Source organism: Microbacterium sp. CFBP 8801, from assembly GCF_014839455.1.
In the GTDB taxonomy this organism is placed as follows: Bacteria; Actinomycetota; Actinomycetes; order Actinomycetales; family Microbacteriaceae; genus Microbacterium.
Genome location: NZ_JACYNU010000001.1, coordinates 278,168 through 296,300, shown reverse-complemented (window position 1 = coordinate 296,300; position 18,133 = coordinate 278,168). Strand labels below are relative to the sequence as shown.

Genomic DNA, 18,133 nt, shown 5'->3' with positions numbered 1-18,133 from the left:
GGGCAGCGGAAACTGCGACGTCAAGGTCTCCTCCGCCCCGGACGGGACCGACGCACCCGGAGCCCAACGGTGGGCTCGTGATGACGGATGCATCGCGACGGGAGTACTCCCCTTGCTTCCCTCAGCGTAAAGCGGCCACCTATGCGCGGGCTGGATCAGCTCCCGGTCGCGCGCACGGCGGTCAGCCCCGAGCGCACGGGGCCTCGAACGAGCACGTGACCGCGAGCGAGGCTCACGCGAGTCCACGCGCCGCTCGTGCGGACGGGCGCCATCTCGCTGCCGGCGATGAAGCCCAGCGCGAAGGCCGCGAAGGCGGTGCCGAGCGGCAGACCCCCGAGGGCGTCGTCGGGCTGACCCCACACCTGCGCGCGGATCACCCGCACGATGTCCTCACCCGCATCGGCGGGGAGCGCGTCGGCGACGGCGGCGACCCCGTACTGGGCTCGGGATGCCAGAACGGCGGCGTCGATGGCATCCTTCTGCTCCCATCCGCTGCGCGGGGGCGAGATCCCCGCCCACGCGGGCGAGGTGGCGGTCTCGGGAAGGACGACCGCTGAGGCGTCGTCAGGGGCCGGGAGCAGCGCGGAGGCGTCGACCACGAGGTCGCACTCGAGCTCGGGATCGATCGCCGAGACGCGCAGGCCCAGCACCGTCGGGGTGGCGTCGAGCAACCCGCGGGGAGCGAGGGGGGCGGCGGTGGCGACGAGCACTCCCCCGTCGGCACGCAAGCGCACGGTGCCGTCACCCAGACGGATCGTGCGGGAGGCGAAGGTCAGCAGGTCGGCTGCCGCCTGGGGGTCGGGGAACAACAGGCGCGCGGACACCCGCCCTAAACTATCAAGCGGCGCGGGCTCGCTGCGCCGGAAAGCGAGTCGCCATGACCGATGCCCTCGATCCCGTGGCGTCGCTCCTCGCGGTGCTCGACCTGCGCGACGCCGGCGCCCGCACCACCGAGGACATCTTCACCGGTGTCTCGCAGCCCATGCCGTTCGGGCGGGTGTACGGCGGCCAGGTGCTGGCCCAGTCGGTCGTGGCCGCGTCGCGCACGCTCCCGTCCGAACGCGCGGTGCACTCGATGCACGGGTACTTCCTCCGCCCGGGCGACCCGGCCGACGGCATCACCTTCTCGGTCGACCGCATCCACGACGGACGCTCGTTCTCGACCCGGCGCACGCAGGCCTACCAGGCCGGCGTCCCGATCTTCTCGATGATCGCCTCGTTCCAGGACGAGCACCCGGGCCTGGAGCACGCCGAACCGATGCCCGACGGCATCCCTCAGCCCGAAGACCTCGCGCCGTTCGACGCCGAGGGACTCCACCCGCTCAGCCGCCGGATGTTCTCGGAGCGACCGGTCGACGTGCTGCACGTCCCGTCGCCCATCTACACCTCGGTCGAGGGCCCTCGGGTGCCGCGACAGGCCGTGTGGATGCGCACACGCCGAGCACTGCCCGACGACCCGGCGGTGCACCGCGCGGCGCTGGCGTATCTCAGCGACCTCACGATCCAGGAGTCCATCATGCGCGCGCACGGCGTCGCGTGGAACGTCCCGAACCTGAAGGTCGCCAGCCTCGACCACGCCATGTGGTGGCACCGTCCGGGTCGCGTCGACGACTGGCTGCTGTACGTGCAGGAGTCCCCCAACGCCCGCGGCGGCCGAGGCCTGTCGACCGGGCGCATCTACTCACGCGACGGCGTGCTGGTCGCGAGCGTGGCCCAGGAGGTCATGGTGCGGGTGCCGAACGACTGACGGCGCCGAAGGCTCAGGCGCGGGCGGCTCGCCGCCGGTACTCGATCGGATCGCCCGTGTAGGGCGCCCATGCCGCGCGCTCCGCATCGGTCCATCGGATCGGGCGACCGGTCGAGGTGTCGACGAGCACGACGACGGCCGTGGCGCGCGCGTAGAGCACGCGCTCGGGATCGCCGACCGGACTGTAGACCTCGAAGCAGATGTCGGCGCTCGAGCCGCCCATCGCGCCGATCCACATCCGCACGTCCAAGGGGCGCTGGGTGTACGGCGTCGGTCGGAAGTACTCGATCTCCTGCCGCGCGATGAGGGTTGCGCGTTCCCCGCCGCTGGCGAGGACGTCCATGTCGAACACCGCGGTCGGCAGGGGCTCTTCGTCGCCGTCGCTGTACCAGAAGGCCCGCAGGCGCGCCTCTTCGAGCAGTTTCAGCATCGCGGTGTTGTTCACGTGCCCGAGCGCATCGAGGTCGCCCCACCGCAGGTGGATGGGGACGTGCACCCGCGAGGGTCCGGCCGCAACCGGACCCTCGTCGGGGGATGCCGCGCCCGCCGACGCGGCGGCCGCGTCAGTCACGCGTGAGCTTGCGGTACGACGACCGCGACGGGTTGGCGGCGTCGGCACCGAAGCGCTCGATCTTGTTCTGCTCGTAGGCCTCGAAGTTGCCCTCGAACCAGTGCCACTGGTCGGGGTGCTCTTCGGTGCCCTCGTAGGCGAGGATGTGCGTCGCGATGCGGTCGAGGAACCACCGGTCGTGAGTGATGACCACGGCGCAGCCGGGGAACTCCAACAGCGCGTTCTCGAGCGAGCTCAGCGTCTCGACGTCGAGGTCGTTGGTGGGCTCATCGAGCAACAGCAGGTTGCCGCCCTCTTTGAGCGTCATCGCCAGGTTGAGGCGGTTTCGCTCACCACCGGAGAGCACGCCGGCCTTCTTCTGCTGGTCGGGTCCCTTGAAGCCGAACTTCGACACGTACGCGCGGGAGGGGATCTCGGTCTTGCCGACCGTGATGATGTCGAGTCCGTCGGACACGACCTCCCACAGGGTCTTCTCGGGGTCGATGTTCGCGCGGGACTGGTCGACGTAGCTGATCTTGACGGTCTCGCCGATCTTCAGCGTGCCGCCGTCGAGCGGCTCGAGACCGACGATCGTCTTGAACAGCGTGGTCTTACCCACACCGTTGGGCCCGATGACACCGACGATGCCGTTGGGGGGAAGGTTGAAACTGAGGTTGCTGATCAGCGAGCGGTCGCCGAAGCTCTTCTCGAGCTTCTTCGCATCGATGACGATGCCGCCCAGACGCGGACCCGCGGGGATCTGGATCTCGTCGAAGTCCAACTTGCGCGTGCGCTCGGCCTCGGCTGCCATCTCTTCGTAGCGGGCGAGTCGAGCCTTGGACTTGACCTGGCGACCCTTGGCATTGGAGCGCACCCACTCCAGCTCCTCTTTGAGGCGCTTGGCGAGCTTGGCGTCCTTCTTGCCCTGGACTTCGAGGCGCTGGCCCTTCTTCTCGAGGTAGGTCGAGTAGTTGCCCTCGTAGGGGTACAGGTGACCGCGGTCGACCTCGGCGATCCACTCCGCGACGTTGTCGAGGAAGTACCGGTCGTGAGTGATCGCGATGACGGCGCCCTTGTAGGCCTTCAGGTGCTGCTCGAGCCAGAGCACGCTCTCGGCGTCGAGGTGGTTCGTGGGCTCGTCGAGCAGGAGCAGGTCGGGCTTCTGCAGCAGGAGCTTCGCGAGCGCGACGCGGCGGCGCTCACCACCGGACAGCGGCACCACCGACGCATCGGCGGGCGGGGTGCGCAGGGCGTCCATCGCCTGGGCCAGCTGGGAGTCGAGGTCCCACCCGTCGGCGGCGTCGATCTCTTCCTGCAGCGTGCCCATCTCGGAGAGAAGGGCGTCGAAGTCGGCGTCGGGATCGGCCATGAGGGCGGAGATCTCGTTGAACCGATCGAGCTTGGGCTTGATCGCCACGCCGTCCTGGATGTTCTCGAGGACGGTCTTGGTGTCGTCGAGCTCCGGCTCCTGCATGAGGATGCCGACAGTGAAGCCCGGGCTCAGCCGCGCCTCGCCGTTGGACGGGACGTCGAGACCGGCCATGATCTTCAGGATCGTCGACTTTCCCGCACCGTTCGGCCCGACCATGCCGATCTTGGCACCCGGGAGGAACGACATCGTGACGTCGTCGAGAATCAGCTTGTCGCCCACAGACTTACGGGCGCGGACCATGGAGTAGATGTATTCCGCCATAACCTCTCCAGTCTAGGGGCGCAGAGCCTCCGCGCCGACGCCCGGGGTCCGCTGCTGCCGATCGGTGGACGCTCGTCGCTCGAGGTCCGCGTCGCGCGGGGAGGTCGGACTGCCGGCGCCGAGGGAGGGCACGCGCACCCAAGTCCCGCGCCCGGATCGGGCGCGAAGGCTCACCAGTCGATCGTGCGCGTCTCCCCGATCAGACAGCCCCCGGCCGACAACCCGGGCAGCACCGTCGACACGGGGTTGCCGATCGAGGGACCGACCTGACCGACCAGGCAGTCGTCACCGAGGCGCACCGAGAACTCGATGCTCTCGGCGGGGTTGCCGATCGTGGTCTGGTCGGCCGTGACCTGCATCGACCCCTTGTCGAACCCGGCTGCGGCGAGGGCGTCGATGTAGGCACGACCGGCGACCTGATCGGGTCCGGACCAGACCGCACCGACGACCTGCGTGAAGTACGGCAGGTTCTCGGCGGCGGTTCCGTTCGGTACGAGTGCGACCGGCGCCGGAGCGCTGGTGGCGGCACCGGCGTCGGAGGGAGTCGTCCCCTCGGTGGCGATGGCCGCAGGCGTGGCGGACCCCTCGGGCGTCGTCGGCAACTGGCCGCCCGTACAGCCGGCCAGAGACAGCACGGCCAGGAGAGTCAGAGCGGCGAGGGGACGACCGTGGGAGCGGGACACGCGGTCAATCCTACGGACGCGGCCCGCGACCGCAGCCTCGCCGGCCTCCGCCCCCGCGCCGACCGTCTCAGAAGGGCGCGTCGACGGGCTCGGCCGACGAGTCGGCGGTAGCGCCGGACTCGGTCTCGTCGCGTGTCGCCGCCTCGGGCGACTCCCCTCCCGGGAGTGCCCATCCGTCGGCGTCGCTGGTGGCCGCCGCCGCCGTTCGTCCGGCCGATGCCGCCGCCACGACCGCGGGGCCCGACGGAGTATTCGACGACTCCGGCCGCGGCGTGCGTTCGAAGCGCGAGATCCCCCACCGCAGATCGTGGCCGATCGCCTCGGCGGTGACGTCGGCGCTGACGCCACGTTTGCTCTCGGTCTCCCATTCCCGCAGCCGCAGGCGACCGTTGAGGATGATGCGCTCCCCCTTTTGGAACGACCGCAGCGCGTGCGCCCCCAACTCGCCGAAGACGGACACGGCATAGAAGCTGGTGTGCCCGTCGACCCATTCGCCGCGTTCTCGATCGAGACGTCGCTCGCCGACGGCGAGACGGAACGCCGCGACGGTCCCGCCTCCGCGCGTCGAGCGCTGCTCGAGATCGCCGACGATGTTGCCCACCAGGGTGATGTGGTCGCTCATGATGAAGTCCTCTCGGTGTGTGTGGTGCGCTCCGGCATCCGTGTGCCCGACGGATGCCGGAGCCCCGCCAGAATGACCGCACCCGCCTGGTCCGCGCGGGCCCGAACCGCACATCCGGGGAGGGATCGAGCGATCCCTGTCGTGGGGAGGACGGGTGAGATCTCCCGTCCGCGGCGATGTCGGAGGTTGGTTCTACCGTGTCCGCATGAGCACCGCACTCTGGAACGACCTCGCCCCGGCTCCGCGTCCGGCCGGGTGGGGCGCGGCGACCCATGTCGCCGCGGGTCTGTGGCGCGTTGCCGACCCACGCGGCCTCGTGGTGGGTCACATTCGCGCGATCGCGGCCGAGGGGGGCTGGCGGTACACCGCCGAGCGCTTCCATGCCGCGTCGGGACGCTTCCGTGAGCTCGGCGCGTTCTGGTCGTCATCCGAGGCCTTCGAGTGCCTGCGGTACAGCCGCTGACCCGGTGCCCCGCGGGCTCAGCCGCCGGCACCGCGCTCCGCGCGCTCAGACGCCGACACCGCCCTCCCCCGGCTCAGCCGCGCGACCGCGCCCCGCGCGCCGACGCGGCGCTCCGCGCGCAGAGGCAGCTCGACCGACGTCAGACGACCGTCGAGAGCTCGTCGCGCGCTGCGACGGAGCCGCCGCCGCGCACGTCGTCCCAGGCGGTGCGCAGAATGTCGACCGCGCGCTCGAGGGTCGGGGGTGCCGCGGTGAAGGGCAGCCGCAGCCGGCGATCGTGGCCTCCTTCGACCGCGAAACGCGAACCCGCCGACAAAGCAAGCCCGCGCGCCCGCGCGTTCATCACCAGCGGGGTGCTGAGCGGGTGCCCGATGCCCACCCACAGCGAGACGCCACCGGAAGGTTGGGGCACCTCCCACTCGGGGAAGGTTCGGCGAAGCGCCGCGACCAGGCTGTCCCGTCCGGCGCGCAACAGGTCGCCGCGCTGGACCGAGATCTCGTCCAGCCGGGGAACGAGACGCGCCGCGATGGCCTGCTCGAACTCGGGTGTGCCCAGGTCGTGCACCGGGCGACCGACGGCGAGCCGTCGGATGATGTCGGGCGCGGCGCGGATCCATCCGACGCGAAGCCCGCCCCACACGGTCTTGCCGAGCGACGCCACACGGATGATCCGGTCGTCGTCCGGGAACGGCGCGGCCGTCCCGCGCCGATCGATGTCGAGTTCCGCCGTCGTCTCATCGAGCACCAGCACGCTCCCCACCCGACGGGCGCCCTCGACGAAGGTCGCCGCCTCGAGCGAGGTCATGGTGCGGCCGGTGGGGTTGTGGAAGTCGGGCATGAGGTACGCCAGGGTCGGCAGGGCACGCGCGAAGGTCTGTGCCGCCCGCTCCAGGTCCCAGCCGCGCTCGGGGTCGACGGGAACGCCGACCAGGCGCGCGCCGACACGACGGAAGGCGTCCGCTGCGTGCGGATAGGTCGGCGTCTCGATCATCACTCGGTCGGCGCGCGTCAGCAGGATCGACGCGATCAGGTGGATCGCGCTCTGCGCACCGGTCGTGACGAGGATCTGATCGGGGTCCGTCGGCAGACCGCGCCGCACATAGCGTTCGGCGATCGCCGAACGCAGTGTCGGATCGCCGACCACGTCGTAGCCGATCCGGGCGACCAGCGCGGGGGCGTCTTGGGCCACTTCCGAGACGACGGCCGGAAGCCCCGGCCACGCCGCCGGGCTGGCCTGCTGCAGGTCGATGATCGTGTCGTCGGCCTCGTAGCGTCCGGGATCGTTGCGCCCCACGGGAAGGGTGACGCTCCCGCTGCCGCGAAGGCTCTCAATGTGGCCGGTGTCCCGCAGGCTGCGATACGCGGCGGCGACGGTCGTGCGGCTCAGCGACAGCGCCGTCGCGAGTTCGCGTTCGGCGGGCAACGCGGTCGAGGGCGCGAGGCGGTTGTCGAGGCAGAGCAGTCTGACGCCGTCGGCCAGCGCCTCGTACGCCGGGCCGGCCCCCCGCCACCCCCCGAGTGCTTCAGCCAGAGCGCGGGCGGAGATGCGGGAATCCATGGGGCCACGGTATCCGTATTGGCCTTATCAGACCAAGCCAATCACGTGATTGGATTCCTTCATGTTCTCCCGCATCACCCGGCTCATCGTCGGACTCGCGCTCTATGGCGTGGGCTGCGCGTTCACCGTCGCCGCGGGCCTCGGCGTCGACCCGTGGACGGTCTTCGCGCAGGGCATCTCGCGGGTGTCCGGGATCGGCATCGGATGGATCACCAACATCGTGGGCCTGGGGGTCCTGCTGCTCTGGATCCCCCTCCGCCAGAAGCCGGGCGTGGGTACCGTCGCGAACATCCTTCTCGTGGGGACGAGCATGCAGGTGGCGCTCGTTGTCCTCCCCCACCCCGACGTGTTCTGGGTCCAGACGGCGATGCTCGTGGCGGGCGTCGTCCTGGTGGCCGTGGCATCCGGTCTGTACATCGGCGCGCGCTTCGGCCCCGGTCCGCGCGACGGCCTCATGACGGGCATGCACGCGCGCTTCGGATGGCCCATCTGGGCCTGCCGCCTCGGGGTCGAGGGCAGCGTGCTCGTCCTGGGGTGGATGCTGGGCGGAACGGTGGGGATCGGCACCGTCGTGTTCGCCCTCGGTATCGGACCCCTGGTCCACGTCGCGCTTCCGCTCCTGGCCACGCCCGAACCGTCGCGACGCGCGCGCCGCCCGGTCCGGGTGTGACCTCGAACGCTCAGTGCTCCCGGAACTCGGGGCGATCGCTGCCGGGCTTCAGGTGCGAATGCAGCGCGTTCTTGGCGATCTCCATCGACGGATAGACCCCCAGCCGCTCGTCCTTGCCCGCCATATGGACGGCGTAGCCCTCGGCATCCTTCTGGATCTTGCCGACGACCCCGGAGGGGCCGTACGCGACCCAGAGGCGGCGGTGCGTGATGGTCTCAGACATGAGTGCTCCTTCGCTCTCGATGGCGGCAGATTACGCTCGCGCGTCCGGCCGCACCAGGGGCTGGTGTCGACGGAACGGCCCGACGGATATCCTGGAGCGGACCCCCAGTAGCTCAGTGGATAGAGCAGCGGCCTTCTAATCCGCCGGTCACACGTTCGAATCGTGTCTGGGGGACCAGATGCCGTGTCGGAGCCCCTCACTAGACTGAGGGGATGGTGAACGCCTCCGAGAACGACCGTCTCGTCTGGATCGACTGCGAGATGACGGGACTCGACCTCGCGGTCGACGAGCTCGTCGAGATCGCCGTCGTCGTGACCGATTTCGAGCTCAACGTGCTCGACCCCGGCTTCCAGATCGTGATCAAGCCCGATGACTCCGCGTTGGACAACATGGGCGAGTTCGTCACCGACATGCACCGCTCGTCGGGACTGCTCGACGAGATCCCCCACGGGGTCAGCCTCGCCGACGCGGAGTTCCAGGCGCTCGAGTACATCCAGCGGTTCGCGCCCGTCGAGGGCAAGGCCCCGCTGGCGGGCAACACCATCGGCACCGACCGCATGTTCCTCGCCAAGTACATGCCGCGCGTCGACCGCTGGCTGCACTATCGCAACGTCGACGTGTCGAGCATCAAAGAGCTGTCGCGCCGCTGGTACCCACGCGCGTATTTCCAGGCGCCCGCGAAGCACGGCGGGCACCGCGCCCTCGCCGACATCCGCGAATCGATCCGCGAACTCGCCTACTACCGCGCCGCGGTCTTCGTGCCGCAGCCGGGTCCCACCAGCGACGAGGCGAAGGTCGTCTCGGCCTCGGCCGTGTCGTCGTTCGCGCTGGACCTATGACATAATCGTTCAGTTGTCTGCTGCGGCGGACACATGGTGGCTATAGCTCAGTCGGTAGAGCACCGCGTTGTGGTCGCGGGGGTCGCGGGTTCAAGTCCCGTTAGCCACCCCACACCCACGAAAGCCCGGTCGAGTCCTCTCGCCGGGCTTTCGTCGTCCCGGACTCCCGGGCGCAGCGCCCGTAGAATCGTCTGTGTCCGCCGGCGTCGCCGGCTCGGCATCCATCGATCGGCTTGCGACCCCGGGAGGCCCGCCGTGAACGACGACGCCGACACGCGCGCGGCCCTCGACCTCGACGCCGAAGCGTTCGAACGCCTGGTCGTCGATGAACTCGACCGCCTGCCCGACGACATGGTCGACGGGCTCGACAACGTGGTGTTCGTCGTCGAAGACCGCCCCGAAGACGGCTCCCTCGATCTGCTGGGCCTGTACGACGGATGGGCCCTGACCGAGCGCGAGCGCTACGGCGTCGGCGAACTGCCCGACAGGATCATCCTGTACCGCGAACCCCACCTCGCCGCGTGCGACGACGAGGGCGAGTTGCGCGACGAGATCCACACCACGCTCGTGCACGAGATCGCGCACTTCTACGGCATCGACGACGAGCGTCTGCACGAGCTGGGATGGGCATGATGGCCGGGCTCGCGACACCCGACCTCGACGTCGTGGACGAGACCGACCTACGCGCGCAGCCGCCGTCGTCGTGGCAGACGGTCGTGTGGAACGACCCCGTCAACCTGATGAGCTACGTGCGCCACGTCTTCCGCACCTACTTCGGCTTCGACACCGCCACGGCCGAGCGACTGATGCTCGCCGTCCACCACGACGGGCACGCCGTCGTGGCGCGCGGTCCCCGCGAAGTCATGGAAGCCCACACGCACGCGATGCACGACTTCGGACTCTGGGCCACCGTGCGGAAGGAGCCCGCGTGAGCGAGCAGATCGTGGTGCTCGAGATCAGTGGTCTCGAAGCCCTCCACCTGGCCGGCATCGTGGGTCAGTTCCGCGACGTGATCGCCGACAGTCGACGCGACGACGACCCCGCCGTGGCACGCCTGCTGCCCGACGCCTATCCCGACGACGACGACGCCACGCGCGAGTTCCGCCGCCTCACGGGCGACGACCTGCTCGGACGGCGGGCCGACGACGCCGCGATCGTGCTGCGGACGTTGGGCATGGACGGCGGCGACCTCGACGCCGACGACGATCCGGATGCCACGATCTCGGTCGCGCTCGGCGAGACCGAGGCTCTCGCGTGGATGCGCACCCTCTCGGCCGTGCGGCTCGTACTGGCCACGCGTCTCGGCATCCAGAGCGAAGACGACCACCAGCCCGACGATCCGCGCTTCGGCATCTACGACTGGATCGGCTACCGTCTCGACGGCCTCGTCACCGCTCTCGATCGGCGCTGAACGCGGAGAGTTCCGAATGCCGTGCACCCGGCGCGTGGGCGGTCACGAGGTGCCGCACGGGGCGTTCTGCATGTCGTCCCGACCAGGCGCCGGACTCGTCGGCGCGTTACGGCACCCGCACGACCACCGAGGCCAACGACACCGGATCGTGCGCGACGAGATGCTGCTCCTCTTGCACCGCCCAGCCGTCCCAGTGCGGTCGGTAGGTGTCGCCGTCGCGGTCGAGCGCGCGGTGCTTGCGGGAGGACGATGGAGCGTCGACCCACACCGTGACATCGGCCAGGCGCGCCGACTCCGGAGTGAGCACCCCGGCGCCCTCGACGACGAGAGGAAGAGACGGGTCGACGGCGTGCGCCTCGGCGCGCGCGTCGCTCTGCCAATCCCACCGCTGCCAGACGCCCACCATGCCCCGCGCGTGCGGTGACAACACGGTCTCGCGGGCGTACTCCGCCCCCGCGGCGAGCCCGCCCCAGCCGGGGTAGAGGTCGTCGAGGGCCACGAGCTGCACCCGACCGCGACCCGGCCACGCGGCGACGAGCCGACGCGCGAGAGAACTCTTGCCCGCGCCGCTGCGGCCGTCGACGACGACCACCGGATTCGCCACGCCGAGGGCGCTGACGCGCGCCACGACGGAGGCCGTCGCCGCGGCGAGGGCGTCGTCGACCGGGTCTGCGCTACTTCTTGAGGGCGCGGATGACACGGCTGAGCGCGCGACCGGCGACCCACACGAACGGGATGCCGACGGCGAGCAGCGACACGAGGTTCGGGTCGAACCGCAGGTCGTCGCCGCGGCGGATGTAGGCACCGAGCGGCAGGGTGTAGCCACCGCCGCCACCGCCGCCGTTGCCCTGCTCGTCGGAGCCGCCGCCGTACCCGGCCCACACCAGGGCGACGGGAACGATGCGCACGCCGTCGACGTCCTGCTGCTCGCCGTAGGCGGAGGTGACGCCGAAGTGGGTGGACTGCTGGCCGAGTTCCAGAGCGATGTTGGGCATGAGCCCACCGTACCGGCCCGGGGATCAGCGACCCAAGGGCGTTGCGTCGACGCCGACGGCGTGTCAGTGGTCGTACGACGGCCGGGGGTTGGTGGGCAGAGCGCCCCCGCCGCGCGTGGGGCCGAGGAGCGACCCCCGGGTCACCGCACCGCGCCCGAAGCGCGCCGTGGCCCCGTCGAGCGCTCCCTCGATGCGGCGCCACTCGGCATCGTCGTCCCAGAGCGTCGCCGCCATGGCCGCGGGCTTGAGCTTCTCGCCCCGCACGCCCACCAGGCGCACCGCCTGGCGGCGGTCGATGGAATCGAACAGCTCGATCGCCGCGTCGCCGATGCGCTGTCCGACCGAGGTGGGCTCGGCGAGCGTGCGCGAACGGCTGAGCGTGGTGAAGTCCGAGAAACGCACCTTGATCGCAATCGTCGACGCCTCGTACTCCTGCGCGCGCAAGCGGGCACCGACGCGGTCGGCGAGTCGACGGAACTCGACGTGCAGGGTGCGCGTGTCGGAGATGTCGGTGTGGAACGTCTCTTCGTGCCCCACGCTCTTCTCGGCGCGACCCGTGTGCACCTCGCGCGCGTCGACCCCGCGCGACAGGTGCCAGATGCGCTCGCCCATGGCGGCGCCCAGCACCTGGTCGAGCGCGTGCCGCGGGGTGTCGAGGATGTCGGACACCAGGCGGATCCCCCGGGACTCCAACGCCTCGGCCGCCTTCGGGCCCACGCCCCACAGGGCGCGCACCGAGCGCGGCCGGAGGAACGCCTCGGTGTCGGCGGCCGAGACGACCAGCAGTCCATCGGGTTTCGAGATGGTGGACGCCATCTTGGCGACGTGCTTGGTGGCCGCGACACCGATGCTGCACGTCAGCCCGGTCTCGGCCTTGACCCGGGCTCGCAGGTCGCGGGCGATGATGGCGGGACTCCCCCACAACCGGCGCGCTCCGCGCACGTCGAGAAAAGCCTCGTCGATCGACAGGGGTTCGACGAGCGGGGTCACGTCATGGAAGATCGCCATGACCTGCCGCGACATCTCGGTGTAGCGCTGGTACGGCGGGTTGACGACGATCGCCGTCGGGCAGAGCCGCAGAGCGATCGCCACGGGCATGGCCGACTTGACCCCGTACCGACGCGCCTCGTACGACGCACTCGACACGACGCCGCGGCCCTCGGAGCCGCCGATGATCAGGGGCTTGCCCGCGAGCGAGGGATCGTCGAGTACGGCGACCGACGCGAAGAAGGCGTCCATATCGACGTGCAGGATGCCCGCGCCGGTGTCGTCGGCGTCGGGACGCGAGACGAGCCTCCCGGTGCCGTCGCCTCGTCCCATGGCATCCATTCTCCCCCCCGACCTCCGACATCGGGCGGAGTGGAGGCGTCGACACCAACGGGAAACGACGGATGCCACGGCACCGGCCCCTCGTGGGGCGGCGGTGCCGTGGCATCCGGGGCGTTCTACTGGGCGGCGGCGCGCTCCAGCACGAGCTCGCGCACGCGCGCGGCGTCGGCCTGGCCCTTCATCGCCTTCATGACCGCGCCGATGACGGCGCCGGCGGCCTGCACCTTGCCGTCGCGGATCTTCGCCAGCACGTCGGGCTGAGCCGCGAGGGCGTCGTCGATCGCCGCGATGAGCGCTCCGTCGTCGGAGACCACGGCCAGGCCGCGGGCGTCGACGACCTCTTGCGGGGTGCCCTCGCCCGCGATGACGCCCTCGAGCACCTGACGGGCGAGCTTGTCGGTGAGGGTGCCCGCCTCGACCAGCTGCTGCAGAGCGGCGACGTGCGCGGCCGAGACGAGGTCGGCGGCGTCGCGCTCCTGCGCGTTGGCGACGCGGGTGATCTCACCCGTCCACCACTTGCGCGCGGTCGCGGGGGTGGCACCGGCGGCGATCGTCTCGGCGACGGCGTCGAGCAGACCACCGTTGGCGACGTCCTGGAACTCGAGGTCGGTGAAGCCCCACTCGGCCTTCAGACGACGGCGACGGGCCGCCGGCGGCTCGGGAAGGGCCGCGCGCAGCTCCTCGATCAGCTCGGGAGCCGGTACGACGGGCAGCAGGTCGGGCTCGGGGAAGTAGCGGTAGTCGTCGGCATCCGACTTCGGGCGCCCGGGAGAGGTGCGACCGGTGTCCTCGTGCCAGTGGCGCGTCTCTTGCGTGATCGTGCCGCCCTCGGCCAGGATCGCGGCCTGGCGCTGGATCTCGTACCGCACGGCGCGCTCGACCGAACGCATCGAGTTGACGTTCTTCGTCTCGGTGCGCGTGCCCAGCTTCTCTTGCCCGCGGGGACGCAGCGACACGTTCGCGTCGCACCGCAGGTTGCCGCGCTCGAGCTTGGCCTCGGAGATGCCGAGACCGCGCACGATGTCGCGGATCGTGGCCACGTACGCCTTCGCCAGGTCGGGAGCCGAGTGCTCGGCGCCGATGATCGGCTTGGTGACGATCTCGACCAGCGGGACACCCGCGCGGTTGTAATCGACCAGCGAGTACTCCGCGCCCTGGATGCGACCGGTCGCGCCACCCATGTGGGTGAGCTTGCCGGCGTCCTCTTCCATGTGGGCACGTTCGATCGGAATCGTCACGAGCGTTCCGTCGGCCAGCTCGACCTCGACCGAGCCCTCGAAGGCGATCGGCTCGTCGTACTGCGAGATCTGGTAGTTCTTGCCGAGGTCGGGGTAGAAGTAGTTCTTCCGCGCGAAGCGGCTCGACGGCGCGATCGAGCAGCCGAGGGCGAGCCCCAGGCTGATCGAGGAACGGATCGCCTCGGCGTTCACGACCGGGAGCGCACCCGGCAGTCCCATGTCGACGGGCGCGACCAGGGTGTTCGGCGCGGCGCCGTGGTGGGCCTCGTTCGCCGGGTTCGGCGCGGACGAGAACATCTTCGTCGCGGTGTTCAGCTCGACGTGCACCTCGAAACCGAGGACGGGCTCGAATCGCTCGAGCGCCTCGTCGAAGTCCATCAGCGCATCTTTCGCCATCAGCTCGACGCTCCGTTCGTGAGAGAGGGGGCCTTGTCCAGCAGCGGTCCGCCCCACTGGTCGACCAGCAGCGCCTCGAGCGCCGCGCCGACGCGGTACAGACGCGCGTCTTCGCGGGCGGGGGCGAGGAACTGGATGCCGACGGGCAGGCCGTCTTCGGCGGCGAGGCCGCTCGGCACCGAGATGCCCGGGACACCGGCCAGGTTGGCGGGGATCGTGGTGATGTCGTTGAGGTACATCTGCAGCGGGTCGTCGATCTTCTCGCCGAGGCGGAATGCCGTGGTCGGCGCCGACGGCGTCGCGATGACGTCGACCTCGGCGAAGGCTGCGTCGAAGTCCTGCTGGATGAGCGTGCGCACCTTCTGGGCGCTGCCGTAGTAGGCGTCGTAGTAGCCCGCCGACAGCGCGTAGGTGCCGAGGATGATGCGGCGCTTGACCTCGGGACCGAAGCCGGCGTCGCGCGTGGCGGCCATGACGTTCTCGACCGTGGCGGGGCCCTGGGGGTTCACCCGCATGCCGAAACGCACCGAGTCGAACTTGGCCAGGTTGCTCGACGCCTCGGCGGGGAGGATCAGGTAGTACGCGGCGACACCGTACTCGAAGTGCGGGGCGCTGATCTCGACGATCTCGGCACCCTGCTCCTGCATCGCGGTGAGCGAGGCGCGGAACGAGTCGGAGACCCCCTTCTGAAAGCCCTGGTCGTCGAGTTCGCGGATGACGCCGACCTTCAGTCCCTTGAGCACCTGACCGGTGGCGCCCTCTCGGGCGGCCGCGGCGAACGAGGGCCACGCGTCGGAGAGCGACGTCGAGTCGTTCGCGTCGTGTCCGCCGATGACGTCGTGCAGCAGCCCGGCGTCGAGGACGGTGCGGGTCACCGGCCCCACCTGATCGAGGCTGGATGCCAGGGCGATGGCGCCGTAGCGGCTGACTCCGCCGTACGTGGGCTTGACGCCCACCGTGCCGGTCACGTGCGCGGGCTGACGGATCGAACCGCCCGTGTCGGAGCCCAGGGCCAGCGGCGCTTCGAACGCCGCCACGGCGGCGGCGGAGCCACCGCCGGAGCCGCCCGGGATGCGATCGAGATCCCACGGGTTGCGCGTGGGACCGTAGGCCGAGAACTCGGTGGACGAACCCATGGCGAACTCGTCCATGTTCGTCTTGCCCAGGGGCACGAGGCCCGCGGCGCGCGAGCGCGCGACGACGGTGGCGTCGTAGGGCGACATGTAGCCCTCAAGGATCTTCGATCCGCTGGTCGAGGGCATGTCGGTCGTGACGAGCACGTCCTTCACCGCGAGGGGCACACCGGCGAGCTCGTGGAGCTGCTCACCCGCGGCGCGGCGGCGATCGATGTCGGCCGCCACCTCGAGGGCGTGGTCGCTGACGTGCAGGAACGCGTGCACGTCGCCGTCGACGGCGGCGATGCGGTCGAGGTGCGCTTGCGTCGCCTCGACGCTCGACACCTCTTTACGGGCGAGAGCGGCGGCCAGGTCGGCGGCGCTCAGGCGGGTCAGGTCGGTCACTGTTCCTCCCCCAGGATGGCGGTCACGCGGAATCGGCCGTCGGCCTGGTCGGGTGCGTTCTGCAGCACCTGCTCGCGCGTGAGCGGTTGCTGAACGACATCCGGGCGGAACACGTTCTCGAGCGGGATCGGGTGGCTCGTGGCGACGACGTCGGGCGTTGCGACCTCGGACACCTTCGCGATGTTGTCGACGATGGCATCCAGCTGGCCGGTGAGGCTGTGGACCTCCTCGTCGCTCAACTGGATCCGAGCGAGCACACCGAGATGGCGCACGAGATCAGGAGTGATTTCAGACACCCGTCGAGTCTAGTTCGCGCGGCGCCGCGCGCCGGGCCGCGATGGACGGGCGAAGACCGGTGACGTGCCGCGCGTATCCCCGCTGTGCGGAACGCCGGGCCGGTTGCGACGGTACGGCGCTCGCCCCTCGCCGTAGGCTGGCCGCGTGACGCGCTTCGACCCGCCCCGTCCCTGGACCCGCAGCTACGCCGACGGCGTCCCCGAGAACGTCGGAGCCCAGACCGGCTCGCTCGTCGACATCGTCGACGCCTCGACGCGCGACTATCCCGACGCCCCGGCGCTGCAGTTCTTCGGACGCGAGACGACCTACGCCGACATGTCGGCGCAGATCTCGCGGGCGGCAGCCGCTTTGGCGGCCCACGGCGTACGCGCCGGAGACCCCGTCGCGATCGTGCTGCCGAACTGCCCTCAGCACATCGTGGCGTTCTACGCCGTGCTGCGGCTCGGAGCGGTGGTCGTCGAACACAACCCGCTCTACACCCCGCGCGAGCTGCGCAAGCAGTTCGAAGACCACGGCGCGAAGCACGCCATCGTCTGGAGCAAGGTCGTGCGCACGGTGCAGGAGTTCCCCGCCGACCTGCGGGTGAGCACACTGGTGTCGGTCGACGTCACCCTGGCGATGCCTCGGCTCACGCGTCTCGCACTCCGGCTGCCGATCGCAAAGGCCCGCGAGTCCCGCGCCGCGCTCACCGAGAAGACGCGGGATGCCACCCCCTGGACCGAGCTCGTCCGTCACGCGCCGCTGCCCGAGTCGCACCCGCGACCGACCGCCGACGATCTCGCGATCATCCAGTACACCAGCGGAACAACGGGCACCCCCAAGGGCGCCATGCTCACGCACGCCAACCTGCTCGCCAACGCCGCCCAGGCCCGCGCCTGGGTTCCGCAGATCGTGCGCGGCGAGGGGTGCGTCGTCTACGCGGTGCTGCCGATGTTCCACGCCTACGGGCTGACCCTGTGCCTGACCTTCGCGATGTCGATGGGCGCGCGGCTCGTGCTCTTCCCGAAGTTCGACCCCGACCTCGTGCTCGCCGTGACGAAGAAGCACCCCGCGACGTTCCTGCCCCTCGTTCCGCCGATCGCCGAACGGCTGCTCGCCGCCGCCGAGGCCCAGGGAATCTCGCTGGCCGGAACGGACGTCGCGATCTCGGGGGCGATGGCACTGCCCCACGACCTCGTCGTGCCGTTCGAGAAGGCCACCGGCGGCTACCTCGTCGAGGGATACGGGCTCAGTGAGTGCTCCCCCGTGCTCATGGCGAACCCCGTGGCCGGCAACCGGGTCGCCGGAACCGTGGGGCTCCCCCTGCCGGGCACCGAGTGCCGCGTCGTCGACCCCGACGACCCCCGCACCGACGTCGAACGGGGCGAGCTGCTCGTGCGCGGTCCCCAGGTGTTCTCGGGCTACTACGGCAAACCCGAAGAGACCGAGTCGGTGTTCGTCGACGGCTGGTTCCGCACGGGCGACATCGTGACGATCGACGACGACGGGTTCGTGCGCATCGTGGACCGCATCAAGGAACTCATCATCACCGGCGGCTTCAACGTCGCACCGACCGAGGTCGAGAACGTGCTGCGTCAGCACCCGTCCGTCGCCGATGTGGCCGTGGTCGGCGTGCCGAGCGAACATTCGGGTGAAGACGTCGTCGCCGCCGTCGTGCCGACCACCCCGGCTGACTTCGACGCCGAGGCGGTGCGGGCGTTCGCGCGCGGCATCCTGACCCCGTACAAAGTGCCCAAGCGTCTCGTGGTCGTCGACGAGCTGCCCCGCTCGCTGATCGGCAAGGTGTTGCGCCGGCAGGTGCGCGATCAGCTGCTCGGCGGCTGAACGAGAGGCCCCGCGCGGCTCCGACACAAGTCCCCGGTGCAAGATGGCGCCCCTCGTCGTGCCCTCGATATCGTG

The 18,133-nt window shown here is 70.4% G+C and carries 21 protein-coding genes and 2 tRNA genes; 10 read left to right on the top strand and 13 right to left on the bottom strand.

Annotation, left to right across the window (positions count from 1 at the left end; all coding sequences use genetic code 11):
* Window positions 1-155: 155 nt before the first annotated feature.
* On the bottom strand, window positions 156-824 hold the full coding sequence (locus tag IFR11_RS01435; RefSeq protein WP_055836809.1) for a hypothetical protein: 669 nt from the start codon (window positions 822-824) through the stop codon (window positions 156-158).
* Between the two features lie 53 nt (window positions 825-877).
* Here IFR11_RS01435 and IFR11_RS01430 point away from each other — a divergent pair, with 53 nt between their 5' ends.
* Complete coding sequence (locus IFR11_RS01430) at window positions 878-1,747, top strand: acyl-CoA thioesterase (protein WP_191914982.1); 870 nt, start codon at window positions 878-880, stop codon at window positions 1,745-1,747.
* Window positions 1,748-1,760: 13 nt separating this feature from the next.
* Here the strand turns inward: IFR11_RS01430 and IFR11_RS01425 are convergent, their stop codons facing one another.
* From IFR11_RS01425 to IFR11_RS01410, 4 genes are all read right to left on the bottom strand, one after another.
* Complete coding sequence (locus tag IFR11_RS01425; RefSeq protein WP_055837884.1) at window positions 1,761-2,243, bottom strand: acyl-CoA thioesterase; 483 nt, start codon at window positions 2,241-2,243, stop codon at window positions 1,761-1,763.
* A gap of 67 nt (window positions 2,244-2,310) precedes the next feature.
* Complete coding sequence (ettA, locus tag IFR11_RS01420; RefSeq protein ID WP_191914981.1) at window positions 2,311-3,990, bottom strand: energy-dependent translational throttle protein EttA; 1,680 nt, start codon at window positions 3,988-3,990, stop codon at window positions 2,311-2,313.
* A gap of 170 nt (window positions 3,991-4,160) precedes the next feature.
* Window positions 4,161-4,673: a DUF6993 domain-containing protein gene (locus IFR11_RS01415; RefSeq protein ID WP_191914980.1), complete on the bottom strand. Its 513-nt coding sequence runs from the start codon at window positions 4,671-4,673 to the stop codon at window positions 4,161-4,163.
* Window positions 4,674-4,740: 67 nt separating this feature from the next.
* The gene (locus IFR11_RS01410) at window positions 4,741-5,295 is read right to left on the bottom strand and encodes a single-stranded DNA-binding protein (protein ID WP_191914979.1); all 555 of its coding nucleotides are present in this window, start codon (window positions 5,293-5,295) and stop codon (window positions 4,741-4,743) included.
* A gap of 205 nt (window positions 5,296-5,500) precedes the next feature.
* Between IFR11_RS01410 and IFR11_RS01405 the strand changes: the two genes are divergently transcribed.
* On the top strand, window positions 5,501-5,758 hold the full coding sequence (locus IFR11_RS01405; protein WP_191914978.1) for a hypothetical protein: 258 nt from the start codon (window positions 5,501-5,503) through the stop codon (window positions 5,756-5,758).
* A 139-nt stretch (window positions 5,759-5,897) separates the two neighbouring features.
* On the opposite strand, the gene yczR is transcribed toward IFR11_RS01405, so the two are convergent.
* Window positions 5,898-7,316, bottom strand: coding sequence for a MocR-like transcription factor YczR (yczR, locus tag IFR11_RS01400; RefSeq protein ID WP_191914977.1), 1,419 nt, complete (start codon window positions 7,314-7,316; stop codon window positions 5,898-5,900).
* 61 nt (window positions 7,317-7,377) lie between these two features.
* Here yczR and yczE point away from each other — a divergent pair, with 61 nt between their 5' ends.
* On the top strand, window positions 7,378-7,986 hold the full coding sequence (gene yczE / locus IFR11_RS01395; RefSeq protein ID WP_191914976.1) for a membrane protein YczE: 609 nt from the start codon (window positions 7,378-7,380) through the stop codon (window positions 7,984-7,986).
* Window positions 7,987-7,996: 10 nt separating this feature from the next.
* On the opposite strand, the gene IFR11_RS01390 is transcribed toward yczE, so the two are convergent.
* Window positions 7,997-8,209, bottom strand: a complete 213-nt coding sequence (locus IFR11_RS01390) for a hypothetical protein (protein WP_055836783.1) — start codon at window positions 8,207-8,209, stop codon at window positions 7,997-7,999.
* A 101-nt stretch (window positions 8,210-8,310) separates the two neighbouring features.
* Here IFR11_RS01390 and IFR11_RS01385 point away from each other — a divergent pair.
* The 6 genes from IFR11_RS01385 to IFR11_RS01360 all read left to right on the top strand — a co-directional run bounded on the left by IFR11_RS01385 (window position 8,311) and on the right by IFR11_RS01360 (window position 10,459).
* Window positions 8,311-8,386, top strand: a tRNA-Arg gene (locus IFR11_RS01385).
* A 35-nt stretch (window positions 8,387-8,421) separates the two neighbouring features.
* The gene (gene orn, locus IFR11_RS01380; protein ID WP_055836780.1) at window positions 8,422-9,048 is read left to right on the top strand and encodes an oligoribonuclease; all 627 of its coding nucleotides are present in this window, start codon (window positions 8,422-8,424) and stop codon (window positions 9,046-9,048) included.
* Between the two features lie 36 nt (window positions 9,049-9,084).
* A tRNA-His gene (locus IFR11_RS01375) sits at window positions 9,085-9,160 on the top strand.
* A gap of 239 nt (window positions 9,161-9,399) precedes the next feature.
* Entirely contained in the window at window positions 9,400-9,681 is a 282-nt protein-coding gene (locus IFR11_RS01370; RefSeq protein ID WP_374754289.1) for a metallopeptidase family protein, read from the top strand.
* Complete coding sequence (gene clpS / locus IFR11_RS01365; RefSeq protein ID WP_055939876.1) at window positions 9,672-9,980, top strand: ATP-dependent Clp protease adapter ClpS; 309 nt, start codon at window positions 9,672-9,674, stop codon at window positions 9,978-9,980. The genes IFR11_RS01370 and clpS overlap by 10 nt, the downstream gene beginning before the upstream one ends.
* Window positions 9,977-10,459 (top strand): DUF2017 family protein, encoded by a 483-nt coding sequence (locus tag IFR11_RS01360; protein ID WP_342030229.1) that lies wholly within the window; start codon window positions 9,977-9,979, stop codon window positions 10,457-10,459. Before clpS ends, IFR11_RS01360 begins: the two co-directional genes overlap by 4 nt.
* A 106-nt stretch (window positions 10,460-10,565) precedes the next feature.
* On the opposite strand, the gene IFR11_RS01355 is transcribed toward IFR11_RS01360, so the two are convergent.
* The 6 genes from IFR11_RS01355 to gatC form a co-directional block, all read right to left on the bottom strand.
* On the bottom strand, window positions 10,566-11,159 hold the full coding sequence (locus tag IFR11_RS01355) for a hypothetical protein (protein ID WP_191914975.1): 594 nt from the start codon (window positions 11,157-11,159) through the stop codon (window positions 10,566-10,568).
* Entirely contained in the window at window positions 11,134-11,454 is a 321-nt protein-coding gene (locus IFR11_RS01350) for a hypothetical protein (RefSeq protein WP_055836765.1), read from the bottom strand. Before IFR11_RS01350 ends, IFR11_RS01355 begins: the two co-directional genes overlap by 26 nt.
* Before the next feature lie 63 nt (window positions 11,455-11,517).
* On the bottom strand, window positions 11,518-12,774 hold the full coding sequence (locus IFR11_RS01345; protein ID WP_191914974.1) for a DNA polymerase IV: 1,257 nt from the start codon (window positions 12,772-12,774) through the stop codon (window positions 11,518-11,520).
* Window positions 12,775-12,899: 125 nt separating this feature from the next.
* Window positions 12,900-14,417 carry an Asp-tRNA(Asn)/Glu-tRNA(Gln) amidotransferase subunit GatB gene (gene gatB / locus IFR11_RS01340; protein ID WP_191914973.1) on the bottom strand — a complete coding sequence of 506 codons (1,518 nt, stop codon included), beginning with the start codon at window positions 14,415-14,417 and terminating at the stop codon, window positions 12,900-12,902.
* A complete protein-coding gene (gene gatA, locus IFR11_RS01335; RefSeq protein ID WP_055836757.1) occupies window positions 14,417-15,937 on the bottom strand; it encodes an Asp-tRNA(Asn)/Glu-tRNA(Gln) amidotransferase subunit GatA in 1,521 nt (506 codons plus the stop codon). Before gatA ends, gatB begins: the two co-directional genes overlap by 1 nt.
* Window positions 15,934-16,233, bottom strand: a complete 300-nt coding sequence (gene gatC, locus IFR11_RS01330; protein WP_055836752.1) for an Asp-tRNA(Asn)/Glu-tRNA(Gln) amidotransferase subunit GatC — start codon at window positions 16,231-16,233, stop codon at window positions 15,934-15,936. Before gatC ends, gatA begins: the two co-directional genes overlap by 4 nt.
* Before the next feature lie 145 nt (window positions 16,234-16,378).
* Here gatC and IFR11_RS01325 point away from each other — a divergent pair, with 145 nt between their 5' ends.
* Window positions 16,379-18,058 (top strand): long-chain-fatty-acid--CoA ligase, encoded by a 1,680-nt coding sequence (locus IFR11_RS01325; protein WP_055836750.1) that lies wholly within the window; start codon window positions 16,379-16,381, stop codon window positions 18,056-18,058.
* Window positions 18,059-18,133 lie beyond the last annotated feature (75 nt).

Excerpts from the sequence above, each read along its gene's own strand:
- IFR11_RS01430 (WP_191914982.1), top strand. The coding sequence starts at position 878 with ATGACCGATGCCCTCGATCCCGTGGCGTCGCTCCTCGCGGTGCTCGAC.
- ettA (WP_191914981.1), bottom strand. The coding sequence starts at position 3,990 with ATGGCGGAATACATCTACTCCATGGTCCGCGCCCGTAAGTCTGTGGGC.
- IFR11_RS01410 (WP_191914979.1), bottom strand. The coding sequence starts at position 5,295 with ATGAGCGACCACATCACCCTGGTGGGCAACATCGTCGGCGATCTCGAG.
- IFR11_RS01405 (WP_191914978.1), top strand. The coding sequence starts at position 5,501 with ATGAGCACCGCACTCTGGAACGACCTCGCCCCGGCTCCGCGTCCGGCC.
- yczR (WP_191914977.1), bottom strand. The coding sequence starts at position 7,316 with ATGGATTCCCGCATCTCCGCCCGCGCTCTGGCTGAAGCACTCGGGGGG.
- yczE (WP_191914976.1), top strand. The coding sequence starts at position 7,378 with ATGTTCTCCCGCATCACCCGGCTCATCGTCGGACTCGCGCTCTATGGC.
- IFR11_RS01390 (WP_055836783.1), bottom strand. The coding sequence starts at position 8,209 with ATGTCTGAGACCATCACGCACCGCCGCCTCTGGGTCGCGTACGGCCCC.
- orn (WP_055836780.1), top strand. The coding sequence starts at position 8,422 with ATGGTGAACGCCTCCGAGAACGACCGTCTCGTCTGGATCGACTGCGAG.
- IFR11_RS01370 (WP_374754289.1), top strand. The coding sequence starts at position 9,400 with ATGGTCGACGGGCTCGACAACGTGGTGTTCGTCGTCGAAGACCGCCCC.
- clpS (WP_055939876.1), top strand. The coding sequence starts at position 9,672 with ATGGGCATGATGGCCGGGCTCGCGACACCCGACCTCGACGTCGTGGAC.
- IFR11_RS01350 (WP_055836765.1), bottom strand. The coding sequence starts at position 11,454 with ATGCCCAACATCGCTCTGGAACTCGGCCAGCAGTCCACCCACTTCGGC.
- IFR11_RS01345 (WP_191914974.1), bottom strand. The coding sequence starts at position 12,774 with ATGGGACGAGGCGACGGCACCGGGAGGCTCGTCTCGCGTCCCGACGCC.
- gatB (WP_191914973.1), bottom strand. The coding sequence starts at position 14,417 with ATGGCGAAAGATGCGCTGATGGACTTCGACGAGGCGCTCGAGCGATTC.